Genomic DNA, 23,430 nt, shown 5'->3' with positions numbered 1-23,430 from the left:
CTACACTCCATTTACATCTTTCATTTTAATCATTGCTTCTATGAACAGCATCACAAAATGCTGTTTCATTAAGCAGACATTCCACCATCAATAACTAGAGTTTGACCCGTAATATAATTACCCCCAGAACCGAGTAAAAAATTCACAGACATAGCCACTTCCTTGGTTGAACCTATACGACCTAAAGGAATTTTTTTGATCATATTTTTGTATGCAATACTCGACAAATTTTTACTCATATCCGTTTCGATAAGACCTGGAGCTATTGAATTGACCCGAATATTAAAACGACCTAATTCAACAGCCAATGAATGAGTCATGCCAATCATTGCAGCTTTTGACGCAGCATAATTTACTTGCCCTGTATTACCTTTAAATGCAGTTACTGAACTAATAAAGAGAATACAACCATCTCCTTGACTAATCATATGAGGCAAAAAAGCTTTATTGACTAAATAGCTAGATAAAACATTATTATTCATTAAATCTAACCATGTCTTTTCTTCAATGTTTATAAACAAGTTGTCTTTTACAATTCCTGCATTATTAATTACTGCGTAAGGAGCACCGAATAATGAAATACATTCTTTTACGACTTGATCAACTTCTTTTGCTATAGAGACATCGCATTGATAAGCTCTGCATTGCATACCTTGTGAAGTCAAAGAATCACATAACTTAAGTGCTTCCTCTTTGCTATTTCTATAAGTGAATACAATACTAAATCCATTTCTAGCCAGTTCTGACACAATTTCAGCTCCAATACCTCGTGAACCACCTGAAACAAAAATCCATTTATTTTCCATATTTAACCTCTCTATTTTCATTTAACTGTAAGCTTTTATTCCCATAATACTCATTGTTATAATTATCGATATTTCACCTGTAACCCAAACAGGCATAACAACGCTAATTAATAGTGAGTTTTCATGATATGTTGTATCATTTATCATCACGCTATAATTTATTGTTTCAGGTACCTTTTCAATGTTTAATTGGCTCATATGAGAACTGACATTAACCTGATGATTAGTATGTAAAAATAAAACATTATCGCCAATAAATTGTTCTTGATCGCCCATAAAATTTTTGAATTTCCGAACACATAACTCAGTTGCATGTTTGGATATAAAAATAGAAAAAATAAGCGCGTCAATGTATATCCACAAAAGAGAGATATGTGGGAAAGTTGCTTTAAATTCTTGGTATTTTTGTTTTATAAATTGTGAAGAAATATGAAATTTTTCAGTGTCTGAAAAATTAAACCGCCGCATTTCTTCATCAAAAGAATTTTTTTGAATCGAACCAATAAAATATTTTTTTGATTGGTCTTGATCGTGTAAAGTAAATGAAACCTTACTATCCGAATTTCTTAATGAAAGTTGATATTCTTTATCAATATCTAAAGGATAACGTAAGGAGGAACGCCAAGCATATCCTCCTAATTGTTCTTTCAAAAATGAGTCGGCAGTATACTGTTTCAACGGTAGCATGGCTAACATACCATGCACAGCAAGATTATCAAGGCCAATTTGTCTGGCTTTGAGCTCATCAAAATGGATTGGATTGAAATCACCAGAAAAATCAGCCCATTCCTGTATGGACTTTTTGTCAAAATTCAATCTCATTATTTATACCTTTCAAAAATCAATGCACTATTTGAGCCGCCAAATCCATAATTCACATTTAAAACGGATTGAATATTCTCTACCTGACGATGCTTATTTGGAACATAATCTAAATTACAGCCTGGATCAGGATTATTTAAATGAATGGTCGCAGGAATGATATTAGTTTCAATAGATTTTATACTTAAAATTGACTCTAAAGCTCCAGCGGCAGCAATAAGATGACCAGTATAGGATTTTGTACTTGATATCGGTAATGAATACACGGAATCACCAAATACCATCTTCAACATCTCCGTTTCATTGAAGTCATTCAATTGTGTTGAAGTTCCATGTGCATTTACATAATCAACTAACTCAATATCAGCTTGCTTTAAAGCATATTTAACAGCATGATATCTACCACCACAATCAGGAGCTGGGGTTGTTACATCGTAGGCATCTGAACAATTACCATATCCTGTAACTTCAGCAAGAATTGTTGCTCCCCTTGTTAATGCTGTTTCATATTTTTCCAAGCAAAGAACCGCCGCGCCTTCTGATAAAACAAAACCATTACGATTCCTATCAAATGGACAACAGGCAGTTTCTACATTTTCTTGCTCTTTGCTTAAAGCATTTAGAATATCAATACTCCATATATTTAGATCACTATTTAGACTTTCTCCACCACCGGCTATCATCATTTCTGCTCGCCCACTTCTGATTATCTCGACAGCATCACCAATGGCAATCCCTCCGGTCGCACATGCTGAAACAGGCGTATTCTGATAACCTCTTAAATTCCAATTCATGGACATTATTGCAGAGCCAACATTGTTCATAGATAAAATATTAGTCAATGGTGACGCAAAACCCTCTGTATTATAAGACAGGCTATTTTGAGCTAAGGCATCGGCCCCTCCCCAACCTGTTCCAAAGATGACTCCTCGAGAAAAAGGAGGGTAGTGCTTATCTAGCTCACTTAAGTCGTCTCCAAAAGCCATCTTTAACGCTTCATCAGCAGCTATTAGCCCTAAACGACCAAAACGAGGCGTGTTTTTCAAAATTCGTTTGGAAAATGGAGATAAATTCAATTCGAATGGAATCTTACCAAAAAATTTTGCAGTGATAGAATCATCGCTATATTCATATCTAGAGTATCCAATCTTATAATCCATTATAGCTTTCCAAATCTCTTCTACGTTTTGGCCTAATGAGGTAACCGCCCCATACCCGGTAACGACCACACGTTGTCTAGAATTTTCGTGTTCCATGTTTGTTCCTTAAGATTCTAAAGATCGAGATAAATAGTCAATAAAACCACCAACTGAACTAATTTGTTTTTGCGCCAATTCCGCCATATTTATAGATAAACCATATTTTTTCTTTAAAGCCACTTCAATTGAAACATAATCCAGGCTAACCAAGTCTAGCTCCGATAACAGTGTATCTCTTGTGATTAATTCAGCATCAATGTCTGTTAATTCAGTGACTTGTTCCACAATAAAATCAAATAACTCCATAATAGTTTTCCTTTTTTAGTTTTCCTTTTTTCAATTAAATTAATAAGTTTCAGTTGCTCTTCCTGATAACGAAAGCAGATGAGAAATTTCCAAATGAATGGCGTTTGCTAATATATCTATTTCATCAATGGTTGTTTTATTACCCAAACTAATGCGAACAGCACCATCAATTTGTTCATTAGATAATCCCATTGACAAAAGGACGTAAGAACGATGTGACTCCTTATTATTGCTACAAGCAGAGCCTAAGGATAAAGATATACCATGGAGCAAATTCAATCTGCTAGCCAAAGATTCGGCGCGGATATTTTTAAAACTTAGATTTATTGTCCAAGCTGCCTGATATTCAGGATTTTTACTGCCATTAACATCATATTGAACAGATAGTAAACTTAATTTTTCTAAAAGCCGGTTTCGCAATTGCAAATAATGTTGATACCTTGAAATTAGCTGGCTATTTGCCTCTTGGGCTGCTATTGCTAAACCAGCTAATCCGATAGTATTTTCCGTTCCACTACGTAATCCTTTCTCTTGACCGCCTCCATGTAGTAAAGGGGTTAAGGATATATTTTCTGCAACAAATAATCCTCCGATACCTTTAGGTCCATTGAATTTGTGTCCAGAAAAGGATAATGTTGATACACCCGGTAATTTATTCAGTTCTATTTTAATTTTCCCAACAGCTTGAACGGCATCGATATGAAAAAAAATACCTTTTTCATAAGCAAGGCGGGCTACTCTTGCATAATCTTGAATAGCGCCGGTCTCATTATTAATAGCCATCATTGAAATTAACTTTGTATTAGGTTGAATTTTGGCTTCAATATCAGCAACATCAATTATCCCCTCACTAGAGGGGGATAATAATGTCAACTGTAAGCCTTTTTTTTCAAAAAAGTACAAAATCTCAAGAATTGAAGGGTGCTCTATACTCGTACTAATCACATGAATGGATTTCCAATCACATTCTGCATAGAGTGATAAAATACTTTTTATGGCAAGATTATTACTCTCTGTTCCTCCTGATGTTATTACAATATTATTTGGTTGTGTACCAAGTAAATCTGCGCATTGTTTATGCGCATTTTCGACAATTTCTCGCGGAATTCTACTGAGTTGATATGGACTGGAAGGATTTGCATAATAGCTCATCGCATCGATCATTGCTTTTTTCACTGCATCACTTAAGGGCGTTGTTGCATTGTTATCAAAATATAAGTCCATTAAATCTTTTCCTTTAGTTGACTAAACAAACTGATTAACATATCAGTACAATGTTGCTGTGATGGTTCAAGTTTTCCTAATAGTTGTCGAATGTCATCGTTTGAAATTGTCCTAATTTCAGATACAGGGTTATTTTCAATATATTTGCAAAAAATGTTGGACATAGCGAGCGATGTTGTGCATCCCCATGCTTGAAATCGCGCCTGCACAAATTTATCTTCTTCTTTATTGTAGTTAATAAATATATCAACCTTATCTCCGCATACCGGGTTAGAAAGTGCTAGTACAATCTCTGGGGCTGTCATATTTCCTTGATATTTTGGATTGCAAAAATTATCCACAATGATTTGATTAAACATGTTTACCTCATATTATTTTTGACAGCATGACTTGCTATTTCCCTCACAAGCTTCATTACTAGCCATGTTTCTTTCCAGAGTGACAGCACAACAACCAAACTCTTTTGCAGCAGGAGTACGACTTACAAATTCAATACGTTGAGAATTTCGCCAAGATTTAGTCTCATCCTTACGAATAAAAACTAAGTCTTCCGTCTGAATCATAACTGGTGCAGAAAGAGAAAGAGGATCTAAAATAGCAAGTTGTCCTGTTTCTCCATCAGGTAATTCTTTTGACAAGTCATTAGGATCTCTGACTGAAAAGTGGATGTACGGAGGTACATGCTTATGGTTAAATTCATCCTCAATAGCCATAAAATTAGCTTCAACCATGCCATACATATCACGAACATTGGAACGAGGAATACCTAGCCAAGTTTCAATCTCCTGATTGAGCTGATCTCTAGATATCATTTCTCCGGTGAATCGTTTCCATCCACCCATCATGATGACTAAGCTCTGGCTATCGAGTTTTAATTTAATATTGTTATTTTTTAGATAAGTGATAAAGCGATTGATCAAAAATGGCGGTCCAATGATGTGTCGAGAAAACTTATCTTGCCAACTATTTAATTTTTCTATTGATTCTTCAGCATTAAACTTATAATTCTCACCTAATGCGTAATAAGTTGTATCTAATAAACCAGCTAAAAAGTTGAAGATTTTCACCATAGCCATTTCAGGCACATCTTCTGGAGATGGGCACAAGAAAAGACCCGCTCCTGTTGATATTTGAAACATTGAGCGATAATTAGAAACAACGGCGAAAGCAGTGTTAGTCATAGTTTGATGGCAGCGTCGATAAACACTTGGGATGCCACTTGTACCTGTCGAACGCATTTCGTGCTCAATTTCCTGAAGTGGTTTACTCAATAACTTATAATTATCTCCAGATTTAAACACCGAAACCGGAATCAATGGAATTTTGGTTAAGTCATCGAAAACTTTAATATCAGAAGGGACAAAACCCTGCTCTTCACAAAGTTTTTTATAATAGGGATTATTTTCAAAATGATGTGCAACTGTGTCCTTAATTAAACATAGCTTTAACTCTTTTTGTTCTGATGTTGATAATCTATATAATTTATCAACATCAGCAATCAAAAGTTTTAATGGGTCAAACCCCTGTTGTTGTATATCTTTATATAATTTAACAATATTATTTTCCATTTTCATTATATTACTCCATCTCTTGTTTTGTTATTAGATTGTGAAAAGTTAACGGCATTGTATAAATGAGTGAGTAATATTGTCTTGAACAAATAAGCTGACTTCATTTTATGAAAAAATCATTGATTTATTTAACTCTCTATATTTCAAATAGTTATTTATTCTTTACAATTATTTTCATTTAAAAAAAAAGAATGAGAGATCTAATATAGCTAGTTTATTCAATTAAATAACCTTTGAATTGATATATGCTCACCCAACATATATCAAATTAGAGGATAAAATCCATGACTTACGACTGTGTAATCATTGGTGCTGGACAAGCTGGACTGTGTTTAGCATCATTTCTGACTAAAAAAAATATCACTGTTCTTATATTAGAAAGAGATGAACGTATAGGAGACGTCTGGCGTAGACGACCAGATAGTATGCGGTTGTTTACACCAAGAGCAATGGATCAGCTACCAGGTTTAATTATGGCTGGTGATCAAAAAGGGTATCCAGATAAGCATGAAGTGGCTGATTACTTAGAGTCTTACGCTCAACATAACAACTTACATGTATTACTAAATAAAAATGTATATTCTGTAGAATATAATGATAAAATTTATTCTATAAAAACCCAAGATGGAGAAACTTTTCAAGCAAAGTGTTTGGTCAATGCAACAGGGGCAAATCAGAAAGTTAATGTTCTTGATATTTCCAGAGATATTCCAGCAGAGATACAGCAGATGACAATAGATCAGTATCAAAATCCAAAACAACTGTCTTCAAAAAATATTGCAATAATTGGTGATGGTGCTAGTGGCCGCCAAGCTGCTAAAGAGTTAGCTGAAACACATAATGTAACTTTGTTTTGTGGCTCTCCTCGTCCATTTACTCCTCAGGAACTGTTTGGAATAAACACATTAGTTTTATTTAAAAAAATGACTATTTTAAATTCTGACTCTCGAAACATTATAGGTCGTTGGCTTAGGAAACGAAATTTTATACCTTGTAACAATATTACCAATAAAATTCTGAAGAAAAAAGGAGTTAGGCTTTACTCTAAATTTACTAGCGTAGATGGTAAAAAGTTAATTTCCGATCGTGGCGAAAACTGTGAACCACATATTGTTATTTGGAGCCTAGGATATAAAGAAGATACAGATTGGTTGACTATTCCTGATTCTTCCAATTCAGACGGGTTTATTTGTCAAGTTGGACATGATGTTGGAGGTAAGACTCCTTATCCCGACTTATTTATTGTTGGAAGAAAATGGTTAAGTTGTCGTGCATCAGAACTAATTTATGGATGTGTCAAAGATGCTCAACGAGTAGCTAATTTTGTTGAAATGGCTTTAAAAAACAAGTGATTTATATATCTGCAACAAAGTCAGGGATACTCATAATCGTGTGAAATATACAGAACACCACCACGTTATGAAGCAAAAATGAGCTGATTTAATTGATAAATGGAATAAACAAGGTCTAGAACAGTAAAACTACACCGATTGCAGAGAATGATTCGATTTTCTCTGCTACTTCTAGCTCCGTTCAATTGAATCAAACAGATGTTTTACTATCCTAGAGAACTTACACTCGCTACATTACTTAATATAAATTCCGAGACTACTAATTAACAAGCTAAATAAATACCGCGCCTGTCGCCATATCAATAATCACTTGCATATCACATATACCATGATGTTCACTATGAAATCATAGGACAACAATATGCTGGTTCTATCTCAGTAAACAAAACAGCAATTTTAGCTTTTATCTGTTGTTTATCATGCTCCATTGACAAAATCATAACTGTTATGGAGGGAGAAAAATATCCACTGACAGAGTTGCACACTTATCCAGATACAAACCTTCTGGAGCCAACTATTCCAGCTCAATTTTAATGTGCTTTCTATATTTTCCAACAAGTCTATCTTACCTATTTTCAATAATTTTTTCATTTTCTTTACTCTCCCTCAATGATAAACCATTCGACAAACCGACTAGAGCAACATATCACTCACTGTTTAACTAACTTTTTTGGGTTCTATTTTGTAAGGTGTAGGATGCCTAAAATTAGTGGGTCTCTTATCTTTTTCAGATCTTGTGATGTGAAACTTATTAATATCAAGAGATAGCAATAAGTTAGCCAGCATCACTAACTTCGCTTTTGCCAGCAAGTGCCCATGACAATGATGTCTCTCCAAGCCGAATGTGAGCCAATTTTTCACCTTTCCAATAAACCCTTTTGCCTTTTTCATTGGGCAGACAGCGCCTTTATTCGCATCAAGAATACTTAAAGGCGATCCACAAACAAAAGGAGAAATTATTATGGGACTAGGAAATAAGATTATTGATTTTTTTGGAAGAAGCAACTGAATCGAAGAAAGGTAGTATTGCTCTAGATACGGATTTAATTGATTCTGGACTTGTTGATAGTATGAATATCATGGCTTTAATAGTCTTCTTAGAAGAACAAACAGGAAAACCAATTCCCTTGGAAGATCTTGATATATCTTTCTTTAATAATGTTGCAAGTATCGCTAATTAATTTGGCAAATAATAGAACTTACCTATTAAGCACCCTATAAGAGGAAATTAAAATGCATTTTCATACGATGGCAATAAAAAAAGAATTTGAATCAAAACTAGATCAGGAATTGGCTGGACTATAATGTAATGACGGCTGTGTCATTGCTCGTTCCAATGTGTTAAAGTCACTTGTTCTGATGGGAATACCTACTTATCAGATTTCCCTCGTTATTCTTAAGCAAGTGACCTTATTAAGCTCTAATTATGAACTATATGGTGATATGAGTCAGCGTGTTTTTGATACGGTGAGAGCGTACACCGCGGATATAGAGCCTTATTCTATTGATGAAGCATTTATTGCATTAGATGGATTTGTTGATGTCACTTCGCATTGCCAACAAATCAGACATGTTGTTAAAAGCGATACCGGCATACCCGTTAGTATTGGTATTGCTTCAACTCGAACTTTAGCAAAAGTTTCTAACCATATAGCTAAAAAGAAAATAGATTATCGAGGCGTTTGTTATTTATCAGACGATGAGTCTCTATTAATTGATGCATTAAAGCAGTTTCCTGTGGGTAACGTGTGGGGCGTTGGACTACGTATTGCTGAGAAGCTGCAATCGTTAGGCATCCAGACTGCATGGGATTTACGTCAAGCGAATGTGAAACAAATCAAGCAACAGCAACAGTTTTCGGTGGTGCTTGAGCATACAGTGTTGGAACTACGAGGAACAGCTTGTATCTAATTAGATGATTTATCCACACCTAAGCAAAATATCATAACTTCTCATAGCTTAGGTCAGTTAACTGGTAAATTATACGATTTGCAAGAAGCGATTCGCGTACACGTTAATCAAGAGGCTGAAAAACTTAGGCGCCAAAACTCGGTTGCCAGTGCGGTACTGATCTTTTTAAAAACTAATCGGTTTCGTGAAGATGTGATGCAGTATCATCAATACGAGAAATTATAAGTAATCGGGGAGAACTCAATGGATCAAGATCATAATCAAAAAAGTCATTTAAGTATCGATAATCTTGTAGCGGAAGTAGAATTGATTACTCAAGCCTCAAGACCAATCATTTTTGCGTCAATTTGTCTTTATTATAGTCAACTATTCAAGGAATGCTTGATATACAGATTAATTCAAAATTGGTAACTCCAACCAGCTTATTTATTTTAACTATTGCTGAATCTGGTGAAAGAAAGAGCACAGTAGATAATTCGTTAAGAAAAGCACTGGTGGAAATAAATGACGAAATTAATGATAAAAATAAAAAAATGAGGTCTCATTATGATAGCGAACTAAATAATGGAGAATAGAACAGAAAGTATATCAAAAGAAATACAATAAATCACTTTTAGAAGAGCCTAACAATAGAATTAAATCATTAAAGTCTATTCATATAATACGAACTATTTTAAATAGTTCATATTTTTTTAATTAGTGTTTTAAATTTAAAAAAATTTCATTATTTTTTTGCTAATTCGGCTAATTTAGCCGTTTTGGCCATAAGTTAGTGCGTATTGACTTAAAATATTGGCAGATGAGAACTTATTTAAGATTCTAAGATTATTTAACTAAAGTGGTATATTAGATAGCATGCTGAAAAAAATTCTATTTCAACTTTTTGATTTTTAGATAATATTTAAAGAAGATGGCGGAAGCGCAGAGATTCGAACTCTGGGAGGGTCGCCCCTCGCCGGTTTTCAAGACCGGTGCTTTCAACCGCTCAGCCACACTTCCGCAATGGCTGTGAATATTAAAGTAGACTTGATCATTTGTAAATAGCTAATTTTAATTTTTTTATCGTTTGGTTTAATTTTCATCAAATATGCTAAAAAATATCCATTTTTATTAGCTAACGATGCTCAAGGGCTTTAAATTCTGTATAATAATGATAATTTTATTGTTATTGAGGCATTATGTTAGAGTTAAATGGTAAAGTTATTGCTACCGATGAAGCAGGGTATTTGAAAAATTGGCAGGATTGGAGCCCAGAGTTAATTAATATCATTGCAAAATCAGAAGGAATATCGTTAACTGATGCGCATTTAGAAGTCGTTCATTTTGTTAGAGAGTTTTATTTAGAATATAAAACATCGCCGGCTATAAGAGCATTAGTTAAAGCGATGGAAAAGAAACTTGGTGTTGAAAAAGGTAATAGTCGTTATTTATATAAGCTTTTTCCGGAAGGTCCTGCAAAACAAGCAACCAAATTAGCAGGATTACCAAAACCAGTTAAATGTATCTAAAGGTATTATCATGTTGTTAAAATGGCGACTACCCGCTCTATTATTAGTTATATTATGTTATTTACAATATGCGCTTTGGTTTGGTCAGAACAATGTTTCAGATTATCTTCAAAACCGAGATATTGTTGCTAAGCTAACATATGAAAATAATCAATTAAAAATGCGTAATGAGCAAATGTTTGCCGAAATAGCTGATCTTTATCAAGGATCGGAAGCGATTGAAGAGCGTGCAAGGAGTCATCTTGGTATGATTAAGCCTAATGAACACTTCTATCGCATAGTAACAGAATCAGTATCACCGAAATGAGTATGATTAAAAATTTAGAAAAAACAAAATTAATGGCTATTGTACCTGCAGCAGGAATTGGTACCCGAATGAATAGCCCTATAGCTAAACAGTATATTAAACTCGGTTCATTAACAGTTTTAGAATACACCTTGGATAAATTACTTACTTTTCCTTTGATTGAAAAAATCATAGTAGTGCTCCATCCTAATGATAGTTATTTTCAGAATTTATCTGTATCTAATCATAAAAAGATCCATATTACGTATGGTGGCGAAAATCGTTCAGACTCTGTTCTTGCAGGATTAAAACTCTTAGATAACCATGATTGGGTATTGGTACATGATGCAGCTCGTCCTTGCATTTTGCATAGTGATATCAATAAGTTAGTTAATCAAGTGCTTATTGATGAACAAAATGGTGGTATTTTGGCGACCAAAGTCACTGATACCATAAAAAGATCATCAATCGATAAAAACAATTATATAGCAGAAACTTGCGATCGAAGTTTGTTATGGGCGGCAGCAACCCCACAAATGTTTAAAGTACAGGAATTAAGAGATAATTTATCTAGAGCAATAACTCTCGGTTTAACGATAACTGATGAGGCTTCAGCTATGGAGTTAGCTGGTAAATTTCCAAAATTAATAGAATGCAGGCGTGATAATATCAAAATTACCCGTCAGGAAGATCTTGCTTTAGCTGCATTTTTTTTAAAAGAGCAAGGTTATTATCAAGAGTAATTGAGAAATTTAATATTATATGAGAGAGTTAGATGAGAATTGGTCACGGTTTTGATGTTCATAAATTTGGTGGGGAAGGTCCAATAACCCTTGGTGGTGTTAAAATTCCCTATGAATATGGTTTTATTGCTCATTCTGATGGTGATGTGGTATTGCATGCTATTACTGATGCTTTACTTGGTGCATTGGCATTAGGTGATATAGGTCAGCTTTTTCCTGATACCGATGCTCAATATAAAAATATTGATAGTAGAATTTTATTAAAGAAAGCATTTGATATTGTAAGATCTAAAGGATATCAACTAGTCAATGTTGATAGCACAATCATAGCCCAAGAACCAAAAATGAAACCGCACATCCCACAAATGCGGGTTAACATTGCAGAGGACTTAAATGTGCATTTTGATCAAGTAAGTGTAAAAGCCACGACTACGGAGCAGTTAGGTTTTACAGGCAGAAAAGAAGGCATTGCTTGTGAAGCAGTAGTATTATTAAAGAAAGTCAATCAGTGATAAACAAAGTGTATTATGGTAAATAAATTACAAGACCTTAGCTATTTAAATGGTAAACCAAAAGTTACTGGTATTTATAAACAATATAATCAAGATTTTATTGTTAAAGAAGATTTAGGATATGAACTGACTAACGAAGGTGAACATGTATTTGTTGAAATTCGTAAGGAAGATTGTAATACGTTGTTTGTTGCTGAACAGTTAGCTAAATTTGCTAACATTTCCACAAAACTAGTTGGATATGCAGGATTAAAAGATCGTAATGCGATAACAACTCAATTCTTCGGACTGCATATTCCAGGTAAACTAACTCCTGATTTCTCACAATTTAAATTAGCGGGTTGCGAAGTATTATCAGTGACTCGGCACAATAAAAAATTACGAATTGGTGGACTAAAAGGTAATTTTTTCTCTTTACGGCTTAGAGATATCAGTGATGCCAGTGCCCTTGAAGCTAGATTGCAATTAATTCAGCATTCCGGTGTTCCTAATTATTTTGGTGAACAACGTTTTGGTCGTGATGAACATAATTTGACGCAAGCAATGCTGTGGGCTAATGGAGAAATTAATATCAAGGATCGTAAAAAACGCAGTTTTTATTTATCGGCTGCACGCAGTGCGATATTCAATGATATCGTTAGCCAACGCATTGCAAAGGGAATTTTTAATACAGTTCTTAATGGTGATGTATTACAACTTGCTGAACGCGGAAGTTGGTTTGTTGCAGAAGCTAAAGAATTAGATGTTTTACAATCAAGAATGAATCTCGGTGAGTTAAATATTACAGCTCCAATGGTTGGTGATAACCAACTAAATACCATGGAAGATGCGCTACTATTTGAAACATCTTGTATTAATCATCATTGGTCATCCTTTCTGAATTTATTCAAAAAAGAACGAATTGAGACAGCTCGACGAGCAATAATTCTCCGACCGAAAAATTTGACTTGGCAATGGCAAGATCAAGCAACCATCTTAATTAATTTTTGGTTACCTGCTGGATGTTTTGGCACCAGCATTATACGAGAATTAATAGTGTGATTTTATGACAAGGAATTGATGTTATGTTTACCCTAAAAATGCAATCATTAATTGGACAGCTTAAGCATCTTGGAATTCAGGATGAAGCGGTATTAAGAGCGATTGCCTCAGTTCCACGAGAACGATTTGTTGATGAAGCACTTTCTCATCAAGCTTATGATAATCGTTCCTTACCTATAGGTGCAGGGCAAACTATATCTCAGCCGTATATTGTTGCTAAAATGACAGAGTTGCTATCTTTAAAACCGTCTTCGAAAGTACTTGAAATCGGGACAGGTTCAGGTTATCAAACAGCAGTATTAGCGCATTTGGTTGATCACGTTTGTTCTATTGAGCGTATTAAGAGTCTTCAGTGGAATACCAAACGAAGATTAAAACGACTTGATATTCACAATGTTTCAACGAGGCATGGTGATGGATGGTTAGGTTGGCCAGAGCGTGCACCATTTGATGGTATTATTGTAACAGCAGCAGCATACGAAATTCCTCAGGATTTAATGCACCAATTAGCCGATAAAGGACGTTTAGTGATACCGATAGGCGATCAACAACAATCTCTGCAGGTCATTGAAAGAAGACAAAATCAATTCACCATTACAATTATTGAGACGGTTAACTTTGTACCATTAGTTAAAGGCGAGTTATTATAATCATTTTTGAAATCAAATAGATGCCATAATCGTGTTTATAGCTAGGATTATGGCAAGTTTATCAGAATTTATTAATCTTAGTGACTTAAATTATTTAGGGTCTTTGTTGTATTAATACCACTAATCAACCTTTTATGTGAGTAATGACATATTTTACCATTCAAAAAATACACTTTGAATAGAGATAGGTTTATACTAATCAGCTAATAATTATTTTCAAAAAAGGATAATTTATAATGCTTTATGGATTTGATATTGGCGGTACTAAAATTGAACTAGCGGTTTTTGATGATGAACTAAAACAAGTTTGGAGTAAACGAGTTGACACGCCTACAGACAGCTATCAGTCTTTTTTGGCATGCTTAGTTTCATTAGTAAATGAAGCGGATGATCGTTTTGCCGTTAAAGGTCAAATCGGTATTGGCATTCCCGGCATAATTAATGAAAAAGATAAAACTGTTTATACAACTAATATTGATGCAGTTAAAAATATGCCATTAATAAATGATTTAGAGCAAGCAATTCACCGACCGATATCAGTGAATAATGATGCCAATTGTTTTGCCTTATCAGAAGCCTATTATAAAGCATTTAAGCATTATAAGAATGTTCTTGGTGTAATATTAGGAACGGGATTAGGAGGCGGTTTAGTCATTAATCATCAATTGGTTAATGGTGCTGATGGTTGTGGCGGAGAAATAGGGCATGTTGGTTTATCTATTAATATGTTAAAGATTTTAGGTTATGACATTCCTTTGGTGAAATGTGGTTGTGGACTAGAGGGATGCTGTGAAAGATATCTATCTGGAACAGGCTTTGAATGGTTATATCATCATTTTTATCATAAACAATTATCTGCTAAAACTATTCTAGAACATTATTATAATGGTGATAATGATGCATTAGCGCATGTTGATCGTTATCTTGAATTATTAGCTGCTTATTTAGCTAACATCATGATGGTAACCAATCCAGAGATTATTGTTATCGGTGGAGGATTATCCAATTTTGATCTGATTTATCATGAGGTGCCTAAACGTTTACCTAAATATCTTTTACCGCGTATGACAGTACCAAGAATTGAGAAAGCCAAATATGGTGATGCAGGTGGAGCTCGAGGCGCAGCATTGCTTTGTTATGGTAGAGAACTTAAATGCGAGTAAGTTTTATATTAACCGATCTTAAAATGTGAATTGTTTATTAGATGATGACCGGAAACGATTTATTAGAGCTTTTGAAATCTAATGGGATTATTACTGCATTAGATTTCTATCTTGCCAATTTTCTACATCAGAAAGCAAATATAAACGATCCACAGGCCAATCGTCGGTTTGCCTTTCTTCTAGCTTGGCTAAGTCTCGAAGTTAGGTCTGGTCATGTGTGCATTGATTTGACACAATTAACTAAAAAACAATTTGACTATCGCATTGGTCGGGAATTATCAGATTCTATATTCACCGATTTAGATAAACCGAAATTAACGGATTGGTTAAAATTATGTGCGGAAATTAGTCATGATATTATTAGCGATGGTCAAAACTTAACGCCCCTAATATTATGTTCCAATCGACTCTATTTTCAACGAATGTGGCTATATGAAAAACGAGTTGCACAGTATTTTGCTTTGAATCAACATTCATATCATTTCGAGGATAAAACTAGCGTTTGTTCGTTAATAGATACGCTTTTTCCAAGTACAAATAGCGTTGAGATTGATTGGCAAAAGGTAGCAGTTGTTTCAGCATTAACTCACAAAATAGCTATTATATCGGGAGGACCGGGTACAGGTAAAACAACAACGATCAGTAAATTACTCACTGCTTTACTTACGATTAATCATGAAAATACTTTAACAAATTTACGTATTGTAGCAACTGCACCGACAGGAAAAGCCGCTGCTAGATTAACCGAGTCTTTAAGTTCGGCATTATCAAGCTTGACTATTGCTGATCCTATTAAATCAAGTTTACCAACAGAAGCCATTACACTTCACCGTTTGTTAGGTGCTCGTCCAAATAGTAATCAATATCTCTATAATGAGCATAACTTATTAAATATTGATCTTCTGTTAATTGATGAAGCTTCAATGGTCGATTTATCTATGATGGCTAAGATTATTAATGCATTACCAGAGCATTGTCGACTTATCTTATTAGGTGATAAGGAACAACTTTCTTCAGTTGAAGCCGGGGCAGTTTTTGCAGATCTATGTCAAATGATGGAACAGGGATACAGTCAAAATCACATTGATACAATTTATGAAATTTGCCAATATCGTTTAGAATCCAATACGCAGCATCAAGCAAACTTTGCTGATTGCGTATGTTTATTACAGAAGAGTTATCGTTTTAATCTAAATTCTGGTATTGGTGTTTTAGCTAATTACATCAAAGAAGGACAAAATGAAGCGATAGAACTATTATTTAAACAGAATAAACATCATGATATTGTTCTAAATCCGTTAGTTGATGAGAATCATTATATCAAAGCGATTCAGCATACAGTGTCCTATTATAGTCATTATTTATTGCAGATTTTAAAATACCCAACAAAAATCCAACATATATTAACTTGTTTTGCCGAATTTCGCTTACTTTGTGCTTTAAGGGAAGGGCGATATGGTGTTTCAGGTTTAAATAAAATTATTGAACAAGAATTAGAAAAACAAAATATTATTCATCGCAATAAAAATCAAGCTTGGTATGTTGGAAGACCCATCATGATATTACGTAATAGTTTCTCATTAGGTTTGTTTAATGGTGATATTGGTATTACATTGCCTGATCCCCATAATAAAGATAAATTAAGAGTTTATTTTTCTTTACCGAGTGGGGAAATTAAGGGATTTGCTCCTTATCGTTTACCAGAACATGAAACAGCTTATGCTATGACAATACATAAATCTCAAGGTTCAGAGTTCGATCATATCAGTATTATTTTGCCTACAGAATATTCACCATTATTAACACGATCACTATTATATACAGCCGTAACACGTGCGAAAAAGAATGTGGCTATTTTTGCCGATAATCAGATCCTATCTCGGACTGTACTGAGTAAAACTCAACGTCAAAGTGGATTATTATACGAATTAGAAAATATAACAGCAAACCTCAACAAGGTGGCTGAATAGTTCTTTATAGTATTGAAATTAAGGGTATAAGTATTTGGTTTAATAATAAGTGGATCATTATGATCCACTTTTATTTATTAGAGGTAATTAGAATTAATGGATAATCTTAGCTAAAAAGTCTTTAGCACGATCAGTTTGTGGATTATTGAAGAATTGTTCTTTTGAAGTATCTTCGATAATTTCACCTTTATCCATAAAAATAACACGATGAGCTACTTTACGCGCAAAACCCATTTCGTGAGTAACTACCATCATTGTCATACCTTCGTAAGCCAATTCGACCATAACATCTAATACTTCATTCACCATTTCAGGATCTAGAGCTGAAGTTGGTTCATCAAATAACATAACAACAGGATCCATACATAATGCACGAGCAATCGCAACACGTTGTTGTTGACCACCTGAAAGTTGGCCAGGATATTTATTGGCATGTGCAGATAACCCGACTCGTTCAAGTAAAGCAAGTGCCTTTTCTTTGGCTTCAGCTTCGGTACGACCTAAGACTTTGATCTGAGCTAAAGTTAGATTTTTTAGAATTGTTAGGTGTGGGAACAATTCAAAATGTTGGAACACCATACCAACTTTTGAGCGTAAACGAGCTAAGTTAGTCGCTCTACTGGTGATTTCAGTATCGCCTATAAAAATTTGTCCTTTTTGTACAGGCTCAAGTCCATTAACTGTTTTGATCAGCGTTGATTTACCTGAACCAGATGGACCACAAACAACGACAACCTCACCTTTATTTACTTGTGTTGTACAATCTTTTAAAACTTGAAATCGACCATACCATTTGGATATATTTTTTAAGGTAATCATTTTTAGTCCTTCTTCAAATAACTCACTAAACGCGATGCGCTAAAACAAATAATAAAATAACAAACAGCAGCAAAGATGATCATTGAATATTTTGCTGTACCACCTTGAGACATTCCAATATGAGTAACACTTGCACCAAATAAATCAATTAGACTCATTACATAGACCAATGATGTATCTTGGAACAAGATTATACCTTGTGTTAATAATAGTGGAATCATCGCTTTAAATGCTTGTGGCAAAATAATTAGACTCATAGTTTGCTTTTTAGTCATACCTAAAGCAAAAGCTGCATGATATTGGCCTTTACTAACAGCATTAATACCAGCCCTGATGATTTCTGAATAATAAGCTGCTTCAAATAAGGCAAAAGCGATCATAGCAGAAGCTATTCGTACATCCGCATAAGGCGGTAAATTAAATAGGTATTTAATCGCTTGAGGCAATGCCAAATAGAACCATAACAATACTAATAATAATGGTATTGAGCGGAATAAGTTGACATAAATTTGCGCAATAATATTTAATATCTTAATGTTGGATAAACGCATTAAAGCTAATACAGTTCCCCAAACAATCCCTACCACTACTGCAGTAAAAGTAATCTTTATCGTTAACCATAAACCACTTAACAATATTTCATAATGATCCATAATAAGTGTTGGAATATTTGCAATCCATTCAAATAATTGCATTATTAACCTCCACTCATCGTATTAGGTAAACGAGTGTTCCACTCTACAATTCGCATAACTAAAATCACCGAATAGTTGATAATCATAAAGGTTAGTGTTACACCACATAATATTTCAACAATACTATTGGTTGACTCATTAATACGATCAATTTGACCAATTAGATCAATTAAACCTATTGTCGATGCAACAGATGAGTTTTTGATAATATTAGTCATTTCCGATGTTAAAGTCGGAATAATTTTGCGATAAGCATTAGGTAGTAAAATATAACCATACATTTGTACTTTTGATAAACCTAAAGCTACCGCAGCATATTTCTGTCCTACAGGTAAAGTTTGGATACCCGTCCGAACTTGTTCAGCAATACGTGCCGAAGTGAATAAACCTAAAGCAATAGCTGCCAGAATAAAGCTATGAATATTCGGGTCAAGATCCTCGATAAACCATGTTTTCAAAGATCCACTTAACATTTCGGGCATAATCATATACCACAAAAACATTTGAGCTAATAATGGAATATTACGGAAAAGTTCAATATATATTACAGCAAATTTATTTAAAAATTTGTTGTTAAGTGTACGCATAATTCCGATTACTGAGCCTAGAATGAACGCAATAATCCATGCCGTAAAAGCTAATGAAGTAGTGACAATTACACCATTCCAAAGCCAGTCAAAATAAACACCATCACCATAAGGTGTTGGTTCAAGAAATAAAGTCCAATTAAAATTCATAATTAAATTATTATTTGTTAGGTTTGTACTGAATGCAAAATACATTCAGTACTTTGATTAGCAAATCTAAAGCAATTAATCTAATGCTTTGTCGTTAGGGTTGGCAAAAAGCTCTACCATTTTAGGTGAAATTTCAAGTTCCATATTTGCACCATTAGGTGGAACAGGTTGTGTAAACCAACGGTTATATGATTCTAAAGCTTTGCCAGAAGTTTGCGCATCTGCGATGACTTTGTCAATCAATTGTTTAAATTGAGTATCGCCTTTTCTTATCATACAGCCATAAGATTCATAAGAAAGAGGTTCGCCAACAATTTTCCATTCAGCAGGATTAACAGCACGCGAACGCTCACCAGCCAGTAAAGCGTCATCCATTAGGAACGCAGCAGCACGACCTGTTTCAAGCGCGTTAAATGTATCACCATGATCTTTAGGTGTAATAATCCTAATTTTCAATTTATCGCGATTATTAAGCTGATTCAGACGAATTTCAGAAGTTGTTCCTGCAGTTGTCGTTACATTTTTACCTTTAAGATCTTCAATTCCATTGATATTGCTATCAGCTTTTACTAAAAAGCGTGTACCAACAATAAAAATTGAATTAGAAAAATCAACGACTTTTTGACGTTCAAGATTATTAGTTGTTGAACCACACTCAAAATCGTAGGTATAGTTATTTAATAATTGAATACGCGTTTTAGAAGAGACGGGTAAATATTTCACTTTTAAATTAGGCATATTCAGTTCTTTTTTAACCGCATCAACAATCAGATTTGAATAGTCTTGCGAATAACCAATTACATTTTGATTATTATCATAATAAGAAAAAGGAATTGATGATTCACGATGGCCGACAACAATTACGCCGCTATCTTTAATCTTCGCTAGTGTCCCGGTTAATTCTTCAGCATTAGCGACTGATTGGATTGATCCAAGCATGCCCAATGATAACATTAATATAGCCAGTTTAGTCTTTGACTTTTTAAATTTAGTCATATCAATTTCCTCTTTTTCTAAGGTTTATATTGCATTCAATATCCTTGATATTTTTGGCAACAATTGCATATTATAACTGATTTTTGCTTATAACAGTAAATTATTTGCATATTTATGCTCTTTTTATGCATAGCTTTATGGTTAACTTATTGAATTAATTGGTTTTTTAATAAAAATAAATTAAGGTGTTTTTAGCTAATTTATTAAATTTTTGGCACTTTTTAGTAAAATAGTTACGATTTAATACTCCTAGAATCTGATAAAACTATATGGAGTTGCTGATTAAAATAGTCAATAAAATATAAACCTTATTGATACTTAAACAGTAAATTGTGAATAAAAATTTAAAAGAACAAACAAAATGATGAGTTTCTGTTATTAAGTTTATACGCAATTCAGTGAGTCGTTATAATTATACCAATTATAATTAAGCAAAAATTATGCCATATTTAGAATTATTTTATTTTGATAATGAATAAAGAGAGCAGTAAACCTAATAATATTATATAAGGTAATTTTCCCCATGTTGCATAAGGTGTTAGCCCTTGGCTTGGAGATAATTTCATACTTAGAGTGGTGGTTTCAAATTGTGGTGCTTGTTTAATAATATTGCCATGAGAATCAATGAAAGCTGTTATGCCGTTATTGGTGCTTCGAATTACGTTTCTACCAAATTCGAGTGCTCTTGCCTGTACCATTTGTAAATGTTGCCATGGTCCAATTGAATCACCAAACCAAGCATCATTAGAGACTGTTAAAATGAAATCACTATCGCTATTGAAATTCTCTAAAACTAAATCTGACAAAATCGCTTCATAGCAAATTACTGTAGTGAATTTAAGACCTTGCATAATCAATGGCTTTTGAATTTTTGCTCCAGAAGACATAGACGACATTGGAATATTGAGTAAACTTGATATAGGTTCCAGCAACGATTGTAAAGGAATATATTCACCAAAAGGCACGAGATGGTGTTTCAGATAACGGTTACTTGTAGGATATTGATAAGGTTTTTTGTCTCCCAAAACAATTAAACTATTATATATATCATAATTATCTTGTTGATATTTAAGATCAATGATACCGACGGCAACGGAACTATTATTCTCTCTTGCTATGTGATCAATATCTTTAAGGTAAAGTTGTTGTTCAGTTTCTAAATCGGTTATAGCAGCTTCAGGCCAGATAACGATATCATTTGATTTAATTACAGAATTAGTTAATGAATAATAGGTTGTGAGTGTTTGATTTAACTGTGTCCGATTCCATTTTAATGATTGAGCAATATTACCTTGAATTAAAGCAATATTAACCTGACGAGAATGATCTGGGTGAGTCCATGAGGTTAAACTGAACAGTAATGGTGCAAAGTAAACTACCAATAGTGCAATTGATGCATTAAAAAAGTGCATTTTAGCTAATGTTAGTTTTTTATTTTGAATAGTGCAGAATAAATGATAGCTTAAATACGCTAATAAACCACATAAACAACTGAAGGTAATATTAACACCATCAATCCCTATTAGTGGAAATAATCCTTTTAGGGGGGAATCAATTTGACTATAGCCAAATTGCAACCATGAAAAACCACCAAGAATATATCCACGTAAGAATTCAGTAAATTGCCAAATTACGGGTGCTAAAAATACCAATTGTTTGATTGAATAAGCAGGTGCAAATTTGCGAAATAATCTGAGTAATAAGCTAAATATTAAAGGATAAATGGACAAATAAAGAATAAGTAAGGCTAATATCAATAACGCGATGATGGTAGGTAATTCGCCATATTGTTTAATGCTAATATATACCCAATGTACTCCAGAACTAAAGTAGCCGATACCCCAACATAATCCAATTATAGCAGCTTGCTTTATGGTTTTATCAGCAATTAATAGTAAAAGTCCGGTATAAGAGAAGAAAGCAAGCAATGAATAATGAAAAGGAGCGTAGCTAAAAACGGCTATGGCACCAAGTAGAATAGCCAATATACGTGGTATCATTACTTGCTTAATCATTTAGTTTTGTTTCTCTAAATCCGGCTCGGGGGCATTGTCGGGCAAAGTAACATGTAATTGGATAATGCGTCGTTTGTCAGCCAATGCAACTTTAAATTGATAGCCTTCTATAGTAACTGTTTCACCTTTGACAGGTAATCGTCCAAAATACTGCATTACCAAACCACCGATGGTATCAACATCTTCATCACTAAAATGAGTTGAAAAAATCTCATTAAAATCTTCAATGGTGGTTAAAGCTTTAACAGTAAAGACCGATGGGGAGAGCTTACGAATGTTACGATCTTCTATTTCATCGTATTCATCTTCAATGTCACCGACAATGAGTTCTAAAATATCTTCAATTGTGACTAAACCAGATACTCCACCAAACTCATCAATAGCTATTGCCATATGGTAACGTTGCATTCTAAATTCTTTCAACATATGATCAACGCGCTTACCCTCAGGCACGATAACGGCTGGACGTAAAATCTTTTTAAGATCGAAAGACTCATTACCTTGTTGCATAAATATTAAAAGATCTTTTGCTAGCAAAATACCTTCAATATGATCACGATCATCGCTGATAACGGGATAACGGGAATGTCCATATTCGAAAATAATATTTAAACATTCAGTTAAAGTGTAATTTAGTTTGATTGGAACAATTTGAGTTCGGGGTATCATGATATCTCTGACACGTTGTTCAGCAATATCCATTACACCTTCTATCATGTCCAGTGTATCAGGATCAATTAATTGGTTTTCTTGAGCTTCCCGAATTAAAGTGATCAGTTCATCTCTATTTTGAGGTTCTGAACTGAATAATTGATTTAGCCATAGCGTTAACTTTCTTTTAGATCGCCGGTGATTATCATCGACCATTTTATATTATTCCTTCCAAAAGGTTACTGACTCTTTTTGATTTAAGTTCTACATCGTTAATATTATTCACAATCATTACTTTGTTTATTATATTAACAATATAAATATATTGAAATGATAACAATATCATTAGATAACTGCAACAATCGAGTTATTTCTTACTCTGTTGTGCCCAGTAATAATATTAATTTTTCATTCCATTTTTTTAATATATTTGTTGTTTGAGCTGATATATTT

General features: G+C 33.9%; 27 protein-coding genes and 1 tRNA gene. 13 read left to right on the top strand and 15 right to left on the bottom strand.

Going from position 1 to position 23,430, the window contains the following annotated elements; translation table 11 throughout:
* Window positions 1-68: 68 nt before the first annotated feature.
* Genes FPB0191_RS07025 through FPB0191_RS06995 form a run of 7 tightly spaced genes read right to left on the bottom strand, consistent with a single transcriptional unit; the run spans window position 69 to window position 5,931 of the window.
* Complete coding sequence (locus FPB0191_RS07025; RefSeq protein WP_039104941.1) at window positions 69-806, bottom strand: SDR family NAD(P)-dependent oxidoreductase; 738 nt, start codon at window positions 804-806, stop codon at window positions 69-71.
* Between the two features lie 21 nt (window positions 807-827).
* Window positions 828-1,628 carry a MaoC/PaaZ C-terminal domain-containing protein gene (locus FPB0191_RS11740; RefSeq protein WP_052236848.1) on the bottom strand — a complete coding sequence of 267 codons (801 nt, stop codon included), beginning with the start codon at window positions 1,626-1,628 and terminating at the stop codon, window positions 828-830.
* Entirely contained in the window at window positions 1,628-2,884 is a 1,257-nt protein-coding gene (locus tag FPB0191_RS07015) for a beta-ketoacyl-[acyl-carrier-protein] synthase family protein (RefSeq protein ID WP_039104940.1), read from the bottom strand. The genes FPB0191_RS11740 and FPB0191_RS07015 overlap by 1 nt, the downstream gene beginning before the upstream one ends.
* Before the next feature lie 9 nt (window positions 2,885-2,893).
* On the bottom strand, window positions 2,894-3,133 hold the full coding sequence (locus FPB0191_RS07010) for an acyl carrier protein (RefSeq protein ID WP_039104939.1): 240 nt from the start codon (window positions 3,131-3,133) through the stop codon (window positions 2,894-2,896).
* Between the two features lie 39 nt (window positions 3,134-3,172).
* On the bottom strand, window positions 3,173-4,357 hold the full coding sequence (locus FPB0191_RS07005; RefSeq protein WP_039104938.1) for a cysteine desulfurase family protein: 1,185 nt from the start codon (window positions 4,355-4,357) through the stop codon (window positions 3,173-3,175).
* Window positions 4,357-4,716 carry an iron-sulfur cluster assembly scaffold protein gene (locus FPB0191_RS07000; protein ID WP_039104937.1) on the bottom strand — a complete coding sequence of 120 codons (360 nt, stop codon included), beginning with the start codon at window positions 4,714-4,716 and terminating at the stop codon, window positions 4,357-4,359. The genes FPB0191_RS07005 and FPB0191_RS07000 overlap by 1 nt, the downstream gene beginning before the upstream one ends.
* Window positions 4,717-4,728: 12 nt before the next feature.
* A complete protein-coding gene (locus FPB0191_RS06995; protein WP_202965326.1) occupies window positions 4,729-5,931 on the bottom strand; it encodes a LuxE/PaaK family acyltransferase in 1,203 nt (400 codons plus the stop codon).
* A gap of 281 nt (window positions 5,932-6,212) precedes the next feature.
* On the opposite strand from FPB0191_RS06995, the gene FPB0191_RS06990 reads away from it, so the two are divergent.
* A complete protein-coding gene (locus FPB0191_RS06990) occupies window positions 6,213-7,280 on the top strand; it encodes a flavin-containing monooxygenase (protein ID WP_039104936.1) in 1,068 nt (355 codons plus the stop codon).
* Window positions 7,281-7,937: 657 nt separating this feature from the next.
* On the opposite strand, the gene FPB0191_RS06985 is transcribed toward FPB0191_RS06990, so the two are convergent.
* Complete coding sequence (locus tag FPB0191_RS06985) at window positions 7,938-8,171, bottom strand: hypothetical protein (protein WP_039104934.1); 234 nt, start codon at window positions 8,169-8,171, stop codon at window positions 7,938-7,940.
* Between the two features lie 101 nt (window positions 8,172-8,272).
* On the opposite strand from FPB0191_RS06985, the gene FPB0191_RS06980 reads away from it, so the two are divergent.
* The 4 genes from FPB0191_RS06980 to FPB0191_RS12000 all read left to right on the top strand — a co-directional run bounded on the left by FPB0191_RS06980 (window position 8,273) and on the right by FPB0191_RS12000 (window position 9,766).
* A complete protein-coding gene (locus FPB0191_RS06980; RefSeq protein WP_162485165.1) occupies window positions 8,273-8,461 on the top strand; it encodes an acyl carrier protein in 189 nt (62 codons plus the stop codon).
* A 142-nt stretch (window positions 8,462-8,603) separates the two neighbouring features.
* The gene (locus tag FPB0191_RS11735) at window positions 8,604-9,191 is read left to right on the top strand and encodes a Y-family DNA polymerase (protein WP_272866974.1); all 588 of its coding nucleotides are present in this window, start codon (window positions 8,604-8,606) and stop codon (window positions 9,189-9,191) included.
* Window positions 9,192-9,221: 30 nt separating this feature from the next.
* A complete protein-coding gene (locus FPB0191_RS12590) occupies window positions 9,222-9,416 on the top strand; it encodes a DinB/UmuC family translesion DNA polymerase (protein ID WP_419185262.1) in 195 nt (64 codons plus the stop codon).
* Between the two features lie 152 nt (window positions 9,417-9,568).
* Window positions 9,569-9,766 carry a DUF3987 domain-containing protein gene (locus FPB0191_RS12000; protein ID WP_082018270.1) on the top strand — a complete coding sequence of 66 codons (198 nt, stop codon included), beginning with the start codon at window positions 9,569-9,571 and terminating at the stop codon, window positions 9,764-9,766.
* A gap of 336 nt (window positions 9,767-10,102) precedes the next feature.
* Here FPB0191_RS12000 and FPB0191_RS06970 read toward each other — a convergent pair.
* Window positions 10,103-10,190: transfer RNA gene (locus tag FPB0191_RS06970), tRNA-Ser, on the bottom strand.
* Window positions 10,191-10,369: 179 nt separating this feature from the next.
* Between FPB0191_RS06970 and FPB0191_RS06965 the strand changes: the two genes are divergently transcribed.
* From FPB0191_RS06965 to recD, 8 genes are all read left to right on the top strand, one after another.
* Window positions 10,370-10,699, top strand: coding sequence for a TusE/DsrC/DsvC family sulfur relay protein (locus tag FPB0191_RS06965; RefSeq protein WP_039104931.1), 330 nt, complete (start codon window positions 10,370-10,372; stop codon window positions 10,697-10,699).
* Between the two features lie 10 nt (window positions 10,700-10,709).
* Entirely contained in the window at window positions 10,710-11,006 is a 297-nt protein-coding gene (ftsB, locus tag FPB0191_RS06960) for a cell division protein FtsB (protein WP_039104930.1), read from the top strand.
* Window positions 11,003-11,728, top strand: coding sequence for a 2-C-methyl-D-erythritol 4-phosphate cytidylyltransferase (ispD, locus tag FPB0191_RS06955; RefSeq protein WP_211305601.1), 726 nt, complete (start codon window positions 11,003-11,005; stop codon window positions 11,726-11,728). Before ftsB ends, ispD begins: the two co-directional genes overlap by 4 nt.
* Before the next feature lie 32 nt (window positions 11,729-11,760).
* Entirely contained in the window at window positions 11,761-12,240 is a 480-nt protein-coding gene (ispF, locus tag FPB0191_RS06950) for a 2-C-methyl-D-erythritol 2,4-cyclodiphosphate synthase (RefSeq protein WP_039104928.1), read from the top strand.
* Between the two features lie 15 nt (window positions 12,241-12,255).
* Window positions 12,256-13,281 (top strand): tRNA pseudouridine(13) synthase TruD, encoded by a 1,026-nt coding sequence (gene truD, locus FPB0191_RS06945; RefSeq protein WP_039104927.1) that lies wholly within the window; start codon window positions 12,256-12,258, stop codon window positions 13,279-13,281.
* A 23-nt stretch (window positions 13,282-13,304) separates the two neighbouring features.
* The gene (locus FPB0191_RS06940; RefSeq protein ID WP_039104925.1) at window positions 13,305-13,931 is read left to right on the top strand and encodes a protein-L-isoaspartate(D-aspartate) O-methyltransferase; all 627 of its coding nucleotides are present in this window, start codon (window positions 13,305-13,307) and stop codon (window positions 13,929-13,931) included.
* A gap of 236 nt (window positions 13,932-14,167) precedes the next feature.
* Entirely contained in the window at window positions 14,168-15,094 is a 927-nt protein-coding gene (nagK, locus tag FPB0191_RS06935) for an N-acetylglucosamine kinase (protein WP_039104924.1), read from the top strand.
* Window positions 15,095-15,135: 41 nt separating this feature from the next.
* A complete protein-coding gene (gene recD / locus FPB0191_RS06930) occupies window positions 15,136-17,064 on the top strand; it encodes an exodeoxyribonuclease V subunit alpha (protein WP_052236846.1) in 1,929 nt (642 codons plus the stop codon).
* Window positions 17,065-17,157: 93 nt separating this feature from the next.
* Here recD and FPB0191_RS06925 read toward each other — a convergent pair whose 3' ends face one another.
* The 6 genes from FPB0191_RS06925 to corC all read right to left on the bottom strand — a co-directional run bounded on the left by FPB0191_RS06925 (window position 17,158) and on the right by corC (window position 23,193).
* Window positions 17,158-17,883 (bottom strand): amino acid ABC transporter ATP-binding protein, encoded by a 726-nt coding sequence (locus FPB0191_RS06925; protein ID WP_039104923.1) that lies wholly within the window; start codon window positions 17,881-17,883, stop codon window positions 17,158-17,160.
* A gap of 2 nt (window positions 17,884-17,885) precedes the next feature.
* Window positions 17,886-18,578 (bottom strand): ABC transporter permease subunit, encoded by a 693-nt coding sequence (locus FPB0191_RS06920; protein WP_039104921.1) that lies wholly within the window; start codon window positions 18,576-18,578, stop codon window positions 17,886-17,888.
* Between the two features lie 2 nt (window positions 18,579-18,580).
* Window positions 18,581-19,315: an amino acid ABC transporter permease gene (locus FPB0191_RS06915; RefSeq protein ID WP_039106836.1), complete on the bottom strand. Its 735-nt coding sequence runs from the start codon at window positions 19,313-19,315 to the stop codon at window positions 18,581-18,583.
* A 75-nt stretch (window positions 19,316-19,390) separates the two neighbouring features.
* Window positions 19,391-20,311, bottom strand: a complete 921-nt coding sequence (locus FPB0191_RS06910; RefSeq protein WP_039104920.1) for a glutamate/aspartate ABC transporter substrate-binding protein — start codon at window positions 20,309-20,311, stop codon at window positions 19,391-19,393.
* A gap of 455 nt (window positions 20,312-20,766) precedes the next feature.
* Window positions 20,767-22,326: an apolipoprotein N-acyltransferase gene (gene lnt / locus FPB0191_RS06905; RefSeq protein ID WP_039104919.1), complete on the bottom strand. Its 1,560-nt coding sequence runs from the start codon at window positions 22,324-22,326 to the stop codon at window positions 20,767-20,769.
* A complete protein-coding gene (corC, locus tag FPB0191_RS06900) occupies window positions 22,327-23,193 on the bottom strand; it encodes a CNNM family magnesium/cobalt transport protein CorC (protein WP_039104918.1) in 867 nt (288 codons plus the stop codon). It lies immediately after the preceding gene.
* Window positions 23,194-23,430 lie beyond the last annotated feature (237 nt).

The sequence above is a fragment of the Frischella perrara genome (genome assembly GCF_000807275.1).
Lineage (GTDB): Bacteria > Pseudomonadota > Gammaproteobacteria > Enterobacterales > Orbaceae > Frischella > Frischella perrara.
This window is presented reverse-complemented; position numbering and strand designations above follow the sequence as displayed.

Excerpts from the sequence above, each read along its gene's own strand:
- truD (WP_039104927.1), top strand. The coding sequence starts at position 12,256 with ATGGTAAATAAATTACAAGACCTTAGCTATTTAAATGGTAAACCAAAA.
- FPB0191_RS06995 (WP_202965326.1), bottom strand. The coding sequence starts at position 5,931 with ATGAAAATGGAAAATAATATTGTTAAATTATATAAAGATATACAACAA.
- FPB0191_RS06910 (WP_039104920.1), bottom strand. The coding sequence starts at position 20,311 with ATGACTAAATTTAAAAAGTCAAAGACTAAACTGGCTATATTAATGTTA.
- FPB0191_RS07005 (WP_039104938.1), bottom strand. The coding sequence starts at position 4,357 with ATGGACTTATATTTTGATAACAATGCAACAACGCCCTTAAGTGATGCA.
- FPB0191_RS07015 (WP_039104940.1), bottom strand. The coding sequence starts at position 2,884 with ATGGAACACGAAAATTCTAGACAACGTGTGGTCGTTACCGGGTATGGG.
- FPB0191_RS07000 (WP_039104937.1), bottom strand. The coding sequence starts at position 4,716 with ATGTTTAATCAAATCATTGTGGATAATTTTTGCAATCCAAAATATCAA.
- lnt (WP_039104919.1), bottom strand. The coding sequence starts at position 22,326 with ATGATTAAGCAAGTAATGATACCACGTATATTGGCTATTCTACTTGGT.
- FPB0191_RS06990 (WP_039104936.1), top strand. The coding sequence starts at position 6,213 with ATGACTTACGACTGTGTAATCATTGGTGCTGGACAAGCTGGACTGTGT.
- FPB0191_RS06915 (WP_039106836.1), bottom strand. The coding sequence starts at position 19,315 with ATGAATTTTAATTGGACTTTATTTCTTGAACCAACACCTTATGGTGAT.
- FPB0191_RS07025 (WP_039104941.1), bottom strand. The coding sequence starts at position 806 with ATGGAAAATAAATGGATTTTTGTTTCAGGTGGTTCACGAGGTATTGGA.
- ispF (WP_039104928.1), top strand. The coding sequence starts at position 11,761 with ATGAGAATTGGTCACGGTTTTGATGTTCATAAATTTGGTGGGGAAGGT.
- FPB0191_RS12000 (WP_082018270.1), top strand. The coding sequence starts at position 9,569 with ATGCTTGATATACAGATTAATTCAAAATTGGTAACTCCAACCAGCTTA.
- ftsB (WP_039104930.1), top strand. The coding sequence starts at position 10,710 with ATGTTGTTAAAATGGCGACTACCCGCTCTATTATTAGTTATATTATGT.
- corC (WP_039104918.1), bottom strand. The coding sequence starts at position 23,193 with ATGGTCGATGATAATCACCGGCGATCTAAAAGAAAGTTAACGCTATGG.
- FPB0191_RS06925 (WP_039104923.1), bottom strand. The coding sequence starts at position 17,883 with ATGATTACCTTAAAAAATATATCCAAATGGTATGGTCGATTTCAAGTT.
- FPB0191_RS06920 (WP_039104921.1), bottom strand. The coding sequence starts at position 18,578 with ATGCAATTATTTGAATGGATTGCAAATATTCCAACACTTATTATGGAT.
- ispD (WP_211305601.1), top strand. The coding sequence starts at position 11,003 with ATGAGTATGATTAAAAATTTAGAAAAAACAAAATTAATGGCTATTGTA.
- recD (WP_052236846.1), top strand. The coding sequence starts at position 15,136 with ATGATGACCGGAAACGATTTATTAGAGCTTTTGAAATCTAATGGGATT.
- FPB0191_RS07010 (WP_039104939.1), bottom strand. The coding sequence starts at position 3,133 with ATGGAGTTATTTGATTTTATTGTGGAACAAGTCACTGAATTAACAGAC.
- FPB0191_RS06965 (WP_039104931.1), top strand. The coding sequence starts at position 10,370 with ATGTTAGAGTTAAATGGTAAAGTTATTGCTACCGATGAAGCAGGGTAT.
- nagK (WP_039104924.1), top strand. The coding sequence starts at position 14,168 with ATGCTTTATGGATTTGATATTGGCGGTACTAAAATTGAACTAGCGGTT.
- FPB0191_RS11740 (WP_052236848.1), bottom strand. The coding sequence starts at position 1,628 with ATGAGATTGAATTTTGACAAAAAGTCCATACAGGAATGGGCTGATTTT.
- FPB0191_RS06985 (WP_039104934.1), bottom strand. The coding sequence starts at position 8,171 with ATGAAAAAGGCAAAAGGGTTTATTGGAAAGGTGAAAAATTGGCTCACA.
- FPB0191_RS06940 (WP_039104925.1), top strand. The coding sequence starts at position 13,305 with ATGTTTACCCTAAAAATGCAATCATTAATTGGACAGCTTAAGCATCTT.